We start from the raw sequence: 11,144 nt of genomic DNA, 5'->3' as shown, positions 1-11,144 counted from the left end.
GAACGGAATACTCGCTTATACCTTCAATCGGGTCGGCGGCCAGGACAGGCCACCGACCTTTGATCAAGCTCCGGCGCAAGCCAGAGTCTCTTGCACCGGGCCGTTAAGGCGCCGGAGCACGTGGCACGGCATCGAAGATCACCGTGTATTGGGCGGTGTAGAGACCGTTCTGGGTATCCGCCGGCTTGGCCGGCGTAATCACCAGGTCAGCCTGGGTACCGGGGGTGGATTGAGGGTCGTCGACCACCTCCTGAGGGGTGGCGGTGAGCACGACACCGTTGAAGGTATTGGTCAGCGCAATGCTGTCGCTACCGTTGTACAGCGCGGCCGACGTGGGGCCGCCCTCGATGTAGGCGTGTACCGAACCGTCGGTGTTCTTGACGTCATAGGTGGCGCGCAGGGAACTCAGTTCACCGCTGACCACGTTGTAGTTCATGGTCTCGTCCTTACCGAAGTTCGGGTCGCGAGGCTGGGCATGGAACTGCTTGGTGGGAATGGTCGCCTTGATGTTGATCGACGAACGCGCGTCATCGGCAGCAAAGGCCATGGAGGAACTCAATACGGCCGCGACCAGGGGTGCTGCGACGGCAATTTTCTTAAGCATGGCTGAATACCTGTTTTCTAAACGTATAGGTTTTAGAAGCGATGAAAAGCGTCATTGGGGTTCGTGCTTTCCAACTACTTGCATTGAACGAACCCATGGCTCGATCAACGCAAACAAGTATCCAAAGGCCATCCTTGTAGGTAAGCAGGGCACTTCCTTAGTTGCTGTAGCCAAACAAATTATTTGCCATAGGAAAAAGATGGCCTTTTGCCAAAACTTTTCATTCAACTGTAAGGCAAAGACTACTTCGATTAATTTATGAAGAGCGATTAACTGTAAGAACCATATTACACGGCGCTCTAGTTCGAAACGTCTCTGTCACTTCAATCGCTGTAAGGCATGTCGCTGATTAATCGAGTCGTTATTTTAATTAATAGAACACTGCTCGAATCCTGCCAGCCGAAAGGGGTTGACCGTTGGTCAGACGCGCTTGCCCTTAAGCAAAGATATATCTTACGTTGTATCTTGCAAAAGCGCAGAGCAGAGAAAATGAGAGAACATCACCCCCATCATCATGACCGTGACGGCTTCGACAAACGCCCCGGCCGCGAACGCAGTAGCCGTGGCCCGCGGGTCTTCGCACCGGGCGATTTGAAGCTGTTGCTGCCGGCGTTGATCGCCGCACAGCCCTGCCACGGCTACGACCTGATCCGTCAGATCGAAGGCCTGTTTGACGGCGCCTACTCCCCCAGCCCCGGCGTGATCTACCCGACCTTGACCTTCCTCGAAGAGAGCGAATTGATCACGGGTGACGCCGAGGGCGGGAAAAAACGCTACACAATCACCGACGCCGGTCGTCTCTTCTTAAGCGAGCAGGCGGTGGCCCTGGACGGCATTCGCATGCGCATCGACGTAAGCAAGCGTTCACTGCGCGGCCACGACCGCCCAGCGGAAATCCACGAGGCGGTGCATAACCTGCGTCATGCCCTGCATTCGCACCACGGGCGTTGGAGCCCGGAAGAAATTCTTCGTGTCGCGGCGCTGCTCAACGGCGCCGCCCAAGCCATTGCCGACGGGAAAGCAGAATGAATACTCAAGCCATCCATCGCGTTACCCACGAAATCAAACGTCGTCGCCTCGAGGTGCTGCGTGTGGTTGATATCACCCCACGCATGCGCCGCATCACCCTGGGCGGCCCTGAACTGGCGGGCTTTATCAGCCTGGGCAGTGACGATCACATCAAGCTGCTGTTCCCGCAGAACGCCGCTGAACAGGCCGCGCTGGAAAGCCCGAGCTTCAGCATCAAGGGCGACGGCCCGCAACCGGCCATGCGCGACTACACGCCACGGCGCTTTGACCTGAGCATTGGCGAACTGGATATCGACTTCGTGCTGCACGGCGATGGGCCTGCATCCACCTGGGCCGAGCAGGTGCAGGTCGGCCAGCACCTGTACATCGGCGGGCCACGGGGCTCGATGATCGTGCCGGATATTTTCGACAGCTACCTGTTGATCGGCGATGAAACCGCCCTGCCTGCCATTGCGCGACGCCTGGAAGAACTGCCGGCGGGCCGCAAGGTGTTGGCCGTGATTGAGATCGCCAATGCGGCGGAGCAACAAGCACTGCAAAGTGCCGCCGATGTGCAGGTGAAATGGGTGGTGCGTGGCCAGGACGATCTGCTCGACACCGTACAGAACCTGACGCTGCCGAGCGGTTCGCTGTACAGCTTCGTGGCGACCGAAACCAAGTTGTCGCGCCGGGTACGGCGAGTGCTGCTGGACACGCACAAGGTCAATGAGGAACACCTCAAGGCCGTGGGTTACTGGCGCGCCGAGGGCAGCGAAGACGAGTAACCCCCTCGAACACACTAAAGATCAAATGTGGGAGCTGGCTTGTCGGGCGCCGCATCGCTGCGATAGCGGTGCATCTGTCGACAGATTCATCGACTGACGCTCCGCCATCGCGGGCAAGCCCGGCTCCCACATTAGATTTGTGGTGGCCTCAGAAACCTGTCGAGCCCCACCACCATTAATGCAATCAGCACAAACCCCGCCAAAATCCCCCCGGCATTCACAAACACCTGTGGGTAACCGAGGGTCCCCACATCAATGAACGGGTACTGATACTGCCCGAGCAAATCCCCCCGCAGCAGCGCATAGCCAAAATACACCAGCGGGTAAATCACCCAAGCCGCAATGTGCCTGACGTGCAAGCTGCCCTTGGGCACACATCGCCACCAGTAGATAAAAAACAGCACCGGCATCACGTCGTGCAGCAACTCGTCAGCAATAAACTGGAAACCTTCAGGCTGCCACAGGTGCCGCAGCAGCAGGTTATAGGCCAGGCCCACTACCACGATGCTCACGGCGATGCCGCTGCTGACCTTGGGCCCGAGAAAAAACCGCTTCGCTGCGCAATCGCGATTCACCCACGCATAGCTCAACACCACCACCGCCAGGGTGTTGGTGAGCACGGTGAAGAAGCTGAAAAAGTTGACCAACCCGCCCATCAGGCTGGCGCCCGACTCCCAGCGCGAATAGAAAATCAGGTATTGCTGGATCGCCAGCCCCGTCCAACCGGCCAGCGCCGCTGCTGCCACGAACCGCTTCATGGGTTCAATCCAACGGGCGTTTGGTGCGCATCAGTTTCACGTACAGCCCTTCGACTTTCTCCCGCGCCCAAGGCGTCTTGCGCAAGAAAGTGAGGCTCGACTTGATGCTCGGGTCACTCTTGAAGCAGCGGATATCAATACGCTCGGCAAGGCCTTCCCATTCGTAGTGTTCCACCAGGGTGGTGAGGACGTGCTGCAGGGTCACGCCGTGGAGTGGGTCGTTACTTGTCGCGGTCATGCCAGGCCTATGAAAAATGTGTTCACGAAGGCGCACACCTTATCACCCCGCCTGCTCGTTATAAAAAGTTCCCGCCTCCAACGAAAAAGAGATGTTATATTGTAACGATAAATCTCAAATCTTTTCGTCGTTTTCCAAGGAATGTCCGATGCCCCTCTCTTCTCTGTGGCGCTTGACCCCACTCGCCGCCGCCCTGTTGATCTGCTCCGAAGCCCACGCCCTGGAGTTGCAGCCCCAGGTCATCACCGGCAACCCTCTAGGCAGCGAACAGCTTGCTTCGCCGACCACCGTGCTGGAGGGCGATAACCTGACCCTGCAACAAAAAGGCAGCCTCGGTGAAACCCTGAACAAACAGCCGGGCGTGTCGTCTTCTTACTTCGGCCCGGGCGCGAGCCGGCCAATCATCCGTGGCCAGGATGGCGACCGTATCCGCATCCTGCGCAATGGCGTGGGTGCGCTGGATGCCTCTTCGCTGTCCTACGACCACTCGGTGCCGCTGGACCCGGTTAACGTCGATCGCATTGAAATCGCGCGCGGCCCGGCGGCGTTGTTGTACGGCGGCAGCGCCATCGGCGGCGTGGTCAACACGTTCGACAACCGTATCCCCACCGAGGCCATCGAAGGCATCCACGGTGCCGGTGAATTGCGCTACGGCGGCGCCGACACCACGCGCAGCAGCGCTGGCAGACTGGAAGCCGGTAACGGCACCTTTGCCTTGCACCTGGACGCCAATGCGCGGGCATTCAATGACCTGAAAATCCCCGGCCAGGCGCGCAGCCGCCATGCCCCGGAAACCGACGATGCCCCTGGCAAAAACGGCCGCCTGGGTAACAGCGACGGCCGCCAGGACGGCGGCGCGGTGGGAGGTTCCTACACCTGGGATGACGGTTATGCCGGGCTGTCCTACAGCAACTACGACGCGAACTATGGCTCCCCGGCCGAAAAGGACGTGCGCATTCGCATGCAGCAGGACCACTACGCGTTCGCGTCGGAGATCCGCAACCTGCAAGGCCCGCTTACCTCGGTAAAACTTGACGCGGGCTACACCGATTACGAACACCGTGAAATCGAAGGCGGCGAAACCGGCACGATCTTCAAGAACAAGGGTTATGAAGCGCGCGTCGAAGCCCGTCACCACCCCATCGGCCCGTTCGACGGCGTGGTTGGCGCACAAGTGACCCGCAACGAATTCTCAGCCCTCGGTGAAGAAGCCTTCGTGCCGCAGACCGACACCAACGCCGGCGCGCTGTTTATCCTCGAAGAAATGCAGGCCACCGAGCGCCTGAAACTCAGCCTCGGCGGGCGCCTGGAACACACCAGCGTCGACCCGGATGCCAAGGGCAATGCGCGCTTCGCCGGTGCGGACAAATCCAATGATTTCACCGCCGGCAGCCTGTCCTCCGGGGCGGTCTACAGCCTCACGCCAATCTGGTCCCTTGCCGCGACCCTGGGCTATACCGAACGCGCGCCGACCTTTTACGAGCTGTACGCCAACGGTGCCCACGTCGCCACCGGCACCTACGAGCTGGGCAATGCCAACCTGAAGAAAGAAAAAGCCGTGTCCAGCGACCTGGCCCTGCGCTTTGACAACGGCACCCACAAAGGCAGCTTTGGTGTGTTCTACAGCCGTTTCTCCAACTACATCGGCCTGCTGGGCAGCGGTCGCACACTGAACGATGAGGGTGAAGAAGACGCAGGCGGCATCCCTGAGTACAAATACTCCGGCGTGCGTGCACGTTTCGCCGGCTTCGAAGCCCAGGATCACTGGAAACTTGGCGAAAGCGCCTACGGTAAGTTCGCACTGGAACTGTCGGGCGACTACACCCGCGCGACCAATCTGGATACCGGTGAAGCCTTGCCGCGTATTGCGCCGCTGCGCTTGAACAGCGGCTTGTTGTGGGAGCTGGACCGCTGGCAGGCACGCATCGATGTTGAACGTGCCGCAGGACAAGGGCGTGTGCCGGATAACGAGAGTGGCACCGATGGCTACACCACATTGGGCGCCAGCGCCGGGTATCGTTTCAACATGGGTGGCAGCCAGTGGTTGGCGTTTGTGAACGGTGAAAACCTGACAAACCAGACGGTGCGCTACGCCAGTTCGATCCTGCGGGATATCGCGCCGGCACCGGGCAGAAGCGTGCAGTTCGGCGTCCGCACAACCTTCTAAAACTCCCCCAATCCCTGTGGGAGCCGGGCTTGCCCGCGATACAGACACCTCGGTATTCCAGTTGCACCGAGGCGATGCAATCGCAGGCAAGCCAGCTCCCACACACACCCGTTCCCATCGCCTTTTGCAGCGACATTTAGTCACTGTTACCAAATCTGAAATGATGCATCTTGCGATTTGCGCTTTCTCTAACCGCGCACTCCCTTTATCCTTGCCCGCAATAATCTGAAACGTTTCACCTCCCGGTCGACCCCATCTTGCCGAATCATACCGCCCATCAAGACAGCGCTGTCTTACACAGACCTGCGCGTGGGAATAAATCGCCCGCCTGTGGATAACCGTGCTTATCCCCGGAAAAACTGAATTAACGCTGAACCAAGCCCGTGTCGAATCGTCATCTACAGTGAAGAAACACGGGGATACATAATTCCAACGCAACGGAGAAACACAACTATGAGCACTGACGGTGCCTCAAGCCCAAGTCGCCTGCTGCCCAGGCTGCTAGGCGTCTTGCTGCTGATCATGGGCCTGGCCTTGCTGGCCGGTGGTATCAAGCTGACGATGCTCGGCGGGTCGCTGTATTACCTGCTGGCCGGTATCGGCATCGCCCTGACCGGCGTTCTGCTGCTGGCTACTCGCCGCGCCGCGCTGGGTCTGTACGCACTGGTGCTGTTCGCCAGTACCGTGTGGGCCCTGTGGGAAGTCGGCCTGGACTGGTGGCAATTGGTGCCACGCCTGGCGCTGCTGTTCGCCCTGGGTCTCGTCATGCTGCTCCCGTGGTTTCGCCGTCCGTTGCTGCGTGGTCAGCCTGCCCCGCTGGGCACTGGCGCACTGAGCGTTGCCGTGGTGCTGGCCGGTGCCGCCGCCATTGCCAGCCAATTCACCAACCCCGGTGAAATCAAAGGCCAGCTGGACCGCGACGCGGTACCGGGCATGGCCAACGCTGCACCGGCCCAGGCCGACGGCGATTGGAACGCCTACGGCCGTTCGGCCTTTGGCGATCGCTACTCGCCGCTGGCGCAGATCACCCCGGAAAACGCCCACAAACTGGTGCCGGCGTGGACCTTCCGCACCGGTGACATCCCTGGCGCAGGCGACCCGGGTGAAACCACCGCGGAAAACACCCCGCTGAAAGTCAACGGCATGCTCTACGTGTGCACGCCGCACAGCCAAGTGATTGCCCTGGACCCAGACACCGGCAAGGAAATCTGGCGTTTCGACCCGAAGATCACCACCCAAGGTGCTGAAAGCTTCAAGGGTTGGGCGCACATGACCTGCCGTGGCGTGTCGTATCACGATGATGCCGCCTATGCCTCCGAGCAGAGCCCGACCGGCAGCGCCAGCCCGGCCGCCGCACCGAACGCCTGCCCGAAACGCATCTTCGTGCCGACCGCCGACACCCGTCTGATCGCCCTGAATGCCGACACCGGCAAGATGTGTGAAGACTTCGGTGACAAAGGCCAGGTCGACCTGCGTGCCAATATCGGCAGCTTCGCCCCCGGCGGTTACTACTCCACGTCGCCACCGGCCGTGACCAAGAACCTGGTGGTGATTGGCGGTCACGTGACCGACAACGTTTCCATCGACGAGCCGAGCGGCGTGATCCGCGCGTTCGACGTGCACACCGGCAAGCTGGTGTGGAACTGGGACAGCGGCAACCCGGACGACACCACCCCGTTGGCCGAAGGCAAGACCTACACCCGCAACTCGCCGAACATGTGGTCCATGTTCGCCGTGGATGAAAAACTCGGCATGCTCTACCTGCCGATGGGCAACCAGATGCCCGACCAGTACGGCGGCGACCGTACCGACGATTCCGAAAAATACGCTGCCGGCCTCACCGCCCTGGACATCGACACCGGCCACGTGAAGTGGACCTTCCAGTTCACTCACCATGACCTGTGGGACATGGACGTGGGCGGCCAGCCTTCGCTGATCGACATCAAGACCGAAGCCGGCGTGAAGCAGGCAGTGATGGCGTCGACCAAGCAAGGCAGCATCTACGTGCTGGACCGCGCTACCGGCCAACCGGTCGTGCCGATCCACGAAGTGGCGGTCCCGCAAGGCGCAGTGGCGGGCGACCGCACCTCCCCTACCCAACCGAAGTCCGACCTGAACTTCATGCCACCGCCGCTCAAAGAGCGTGACATGTGGGGCGTGACGCCGTTCGACCAGATGCTGTGCCGCATCGACTTCAAATCCCTGCGCTACGACGGCCCATTCACCCCGCCATCGCTGCAAGGTTCGATCGTTTATCCGGGTAACTTCGGCGTGTTCGACTGGGGTGGCATTTCCGTCGACCCGGTGCGTCAGATTGCCTTCGTGAACCCAAGCTACATGGCGTTCAAATCGAAGCTGATCCCGGCGGCCGACATCGCCAAGCAAGGCCCACGCGTCAGTGAAACCGAAGGCGTGCAGCCAAACAAAGGCGCGCCGTACGGTGTGATCCTCGAAGCCATGCTGTCGCCAATGGGCCTGCCGTGCCAGGCGCCAGCTTGGGGTTACGTGGCGGCGGTCGACCTGACCACCCACAAAACCATCTGGATGCACAAAAACGGCACCGTGCGCGACAGCTCGCCGGTTCCGATCCCACTGACCATGGGCGTGCCTAGCCTGGGCGGCACCTTCACCACCGCTGGTGGCGTGTCCTTCCTCAGCGGCACCCTCGACCAGTACCTGCGTGCCTATGACGTGAAAAACGGCAAGCAACTGTGGGAAGGCCGCCTGCCAGCGGGCGCGCAAACCACGCCGATGACCTACACCGGCAAGGACGGCAAGCAGTACGTGCTGGTCATGGCGGGCGGTCACGGTTCCCTGGGTACCAAGCAGGGTGACTATGTAATGGCGTTCAAACTGCCGGATTAAGCAACACCGGCGGCAAGACAAAGGCGGCTACCCACGCAGGTAGCCGCCTTTTTTCTGCCCAATCCCATTGCGCCTTCCCGCCGCAACCCTCGCCGTTCCCGCCACACTCGCCACCTTCGCCACCTTCGCCATCCTCGCCACCCCCGTAGCAGGCGTCGTCATGCGGTTGTTATGCGGTTATTAGGTGGTGGTTCAGAGCGGCAGCCGCTCACGGCGCATCCACATCTCGAACGCCATCACATTCAGCGGTCGGCTGATGAGGTATCCCTGGGCGGTGTCGCAGTTCCACAGCTTGAGCAGCTTCAAGCTGGGGGCGAACTCGACGCCTTCGGCCACTACCTTGAGGCCGAGGTTATGGCTCATTTCGATGGTGGAACGCACGATCACGCCGTCGCCACTGGTGCTGTTCAGGTTGCGGATGAACGACTGGTCGATCTTCAACTCCTGCACCGGCAAGCGCTGCAGTTGCGCGAGCGAGGAATAGCCGGTGCCGAAGTCATCCACCGACAGGCTGATACCGCAGCCGCGCAGTTGCTCCAGCACGCTGAGCGCCTGTTGCGGGTTGTGCATGATCGCGCTTTCGGTGATCTCGAAAATCAGTTGCTGGGCGCCCACTTGGTAGTGCATCAGCAAGGCGGTGACCCGGATCGCCAGGTCATCATCGGCCAGGTCATCCACCGAAATATTCACCGACAGCTGGATATGCATGCCCCGCTGCCCCCACTCGCCGATCTGGCGGATGGCTTCTTCGATCACCCACAGGGTCAGGCTGCTCATGCTGCCGGTGCGCTCGGCCAAGGGGATGAATTCGGCGGGAGACACCTGGCCCAGGGTCGGATGCTGCCAGCGCAACAAGGCTTCAGCCTGGCATACATGGCCGTGCTTGAGGTCGAGCTTGGGTTGGTAGCACAGGAACAACTCGCCTTCGACCGCGGCACGCCGCAGGTCACGGATCAGGGTGATCTGGCGCTGGTGAGCCAGGTCGCGGTCCTGCTGGTAGATCTGCAAATGCCCCGGCAGGCTCGCCGCGTCATGCCGGGCAATGGCGGCGCGGCTGATCAACTCTTCCACCTGCTGGCCATCGGCGGGGTAAGCCGCGATGCCAATGCTCACTTCATGGCGCAGTTCGTCATTGCCGATGCGCTGGGGTTCGGTGAGCAGCGCATAAAGGCGATCGGCGCGCGACACGGCGCGGTCGATCTCGGTATTTTCCAGCAACAGCAGGAATTCACTGCCGGTGATGCGCGCGGCGGTGTCGCTGGCCAACAGGCTCATGGACAGGCAGCGGCTGGCTTCACGCAGCATTTCTTCCACACCGGCGGGGCCGAAACCTTCGTTGATCACCCGGTAGTTCTCGATCCCCACGTACAGTAAAACCACCGGCCGCCGAGCACTGATCGCACTGCCCAGGCGCTCCATGGCCAGGGCGCGATTGGGCAGACCGGTGAGAGGATCATGCAGGGCGTTATGGGCCAATTGCCGCTCGCGCATGGCGATGCCGCTTTGCATGGCATTGAACGCCCGGGCCAGCAGGCCAAATTCATCATGGCCGCGCACCCGCACCGGCGTGCGGTAGTCACCGGCGCCGATGCGCTCGGCGGCTTGCACCAAGGCGTTAAGAGGACGCGACACCCGCCGCGCCAGGAACAGCGCGCCAGCCAGCGACACCACCAGCACCGCCAGGGCAATCCCGAGGAACTGCCGGTCCAGGGGCGCGAAGGATTCCAGGGCGTGGTCCAGCGGGCTTTGCAGCAGCACACGCACCTCGTCGCCGTCACCGGAGTTGGCCAGCGGCAGTACCTGGCTGAGCACACGCTCGCCGTAGAACAGGTGGATCTGCGGCTCGGGGTTGACGCGCGCCTCGCGCAAAAGACTGAGGGTGGTGGCCTGGTACGCCTCGGGCTGGGTGCTGAATAGCGCACCGGGTTTACCGTTCTGCACGCTGAGGAAAGACACCTCAAGGCTGCTCATGGCGCGCAGTTCATTGGCAAACAACGTGTCCATGGGAAAGCCCATGACCACGCGTGCGATGGGCAGCGGGTCGAGCACTTCGTGTTGCACCAGCAAGTAAGGGCAACCGTCCATGGCCACGATCAGCATCTGCAAGCCGGTACGACGCGCGTGGCGCATGGCATCGTCATAAGGGAAAACCTGGCCACGCGTGAAGAGGGGCAAGGTGCTGGCCATGACGTTGCCATCCAGGCCCAGCACAAACACTTCGCTGGAGCGAATACCCGTGCCATGCCGGCGCAGGGCCGCGAGCATCGCCACGGTCTTGCCCTCGGCCACCGCCTGCCTGAACGGGCCGTCCACGGTGAGCCAGTCGAGGCCGTATTGAAGGCGACGCCCACGAAGTTCCAGCAAGCGTTCGAACACTTGGCTACCGGTTTTCAGTTGAACTTGCGCCTGGTTTTCCACGGCACGGGCGGTGGCGGCCTTGACGGCGAAATAAGTGGCGGCGACCACCACCAACAGCAAGAGCGCCAGCACGCTGGCAATTCGGGTTTGAAACGTATGGCGCCAGCGCAGTGCGGTGGCTTCTGGCAGCATTCGCCTCTCTCTGCCATTACGTCCCTTCGTCATAAGCGTTCCTGGCAAATGCTGACCCGGCGTCAAAAAAACATCCATTTCGCATGGATATTTGGTTTGCGCAGATTAACCGGGACAAAGCATAAGTGCACCCAATAAAACCGGGGACTTCACTGCCATTTTAATGGCG

Annotated in this window: 8 protein-coding genes; 4 read left to right on the top strand and 4 right to left on the bottom strand. The window is 61.0% G+C overall.

The annotated features are described in order from the left end of the window. Positions 1-103 precede the first annotated feature (103 nt). A complete protein-coding gene (locus HU722_RS06650) occupies positions 104-604 on the bottom strand; it encodes a CS1 type fimbrial major subunit (RefSeq protein ID WP_065872560.1) in 501 nt (166 codons plus the stop codon). A gap of 489 nt (positions 605-1,093) precedes the next feature. On the opposite strand from HU722_RS06650, the gene HU722_RS06645 reads away from it, so the two are divergent. Both HU722_RS06645 and HU722_RS06640 read left to right on the top strand, forming a co-directional pair. Beyond that, on the top strand, positions 1,094-1,633 hold the full coding sequence (locus HU722_RS06645; protein ID WP_186752320.1) for a PadR family transcriptional regulator: 540 nt from the start codon (positions 1,094-1,096) through the stop codon (positions 1,631-1,633). Next, positions 1,630-2,397 carry a siderophore-interacting protein gene (locus HU722_RS06640; protein ID WP_065872562.1) on the top strand — a complete coding sequence of 256 codons (768 nt, stop codon included), beginning with the start codon at positions 1,630-1,632 and terminating at the stop codon, positions 2,395-2,397. The genes HU722_RS06645 and HU722_RS06640 overlap by 4 nt, the downstream gene beginning before the upstream one ends. Before the next feature lie 131 nt (positions 2,398-2,528). Here the strand turns inward: HU722_RS06640 and HU722_RS06635 are convergent, their stop codons facing one another. Continuing rightward, entirely contained in the window at positions 2,529-3,155 is a 627-nt protein-coding gene (locus tag HU722_RS06635; protein WP_186752321.1) for a Pr6Pr family membrane protein, read from the bottom strand. A gap of 4 nt (positions 3,156-3,159) precedes the next feature. Then, entirely contained in the window at positions 3,160-3,393 is a 234-nt protein-coding gene (locus HU722_RS06630) for a VF530 family protein (RefSeq protein ID WP_012722427.1), read from the bottom strand. A gap of 148 nt (positions 3,394-3,541) precedes the next feature. On the opposite strand from HU722_RS06630, the gene HU722_RS06625 reads away from it, so the two are divergent. Together HU722_RS06625 and HU722_RS06620 are read left to right on the top strand one after the other, a co-directional pair. Continuing rightward, positions 3,542-5,560 carry a TonB-dependent receptor gene (locus HU722_RS06625; protein ID WP_186752322.1) on the top strand — a complete coding sequence of 673 codons (2,019 nt, stop codon included), beginning with the start codon at positions 3,542-3,544 and terminating at the stop codon, positions 5,558-5,560. 453 nt (positions 5,561-6,013) lie between these two features. Further along, positions 6,014-8,425 carry a glucose/quinate/shikimate family membrane-bound PQQ-dependent dehydrogenase gene (locus HU722_RS06620; protein ID WP_186752323.1) on the top strand — a complete coding sequence of 804 codons (2,412 nt, stop codon included), beginning with the start codon at positions 6,014-6,016 and terminating at the stop codon, positions 8,423-8,425. Between the two features lie 192 nt (positions 8,426-8,617). On the opposite strand, the gene HU722_RS06615 is transcribed toward HU722_RS06620, so the two are convergent. Then, positions 8,618-10,954 (bottom strand): putative bifunctional diguanylate cyclase/phosphodiesterase, encoded by a 2,337-nt coding sequence (locus HU722_RS06615; RefSeq protein WP_065872575.1) that lies wholly within the window; start codon positions 10,952-10,954, stop codon positions 8,618-8,620. Positions 10,955-11,144: the final 190 nt, after the last annotated feature.

Origin of the sequence: Pseudomonas tritici (assembly GCF_014268275.3) — a bacterium.
Classification (GTDB): Bacteria; Pseudomonadota; Gammaproteobacteria; order Pseudomonadales; family Pseudomonadaceae; genus Aquipseudomonas; species Aquipseudomonas tritici.
The sequence above is the reverse complement of the archived record's forward strand: the minus strand, read 5'-3'. Positions and strand labels throughout refer to the sequence as shown.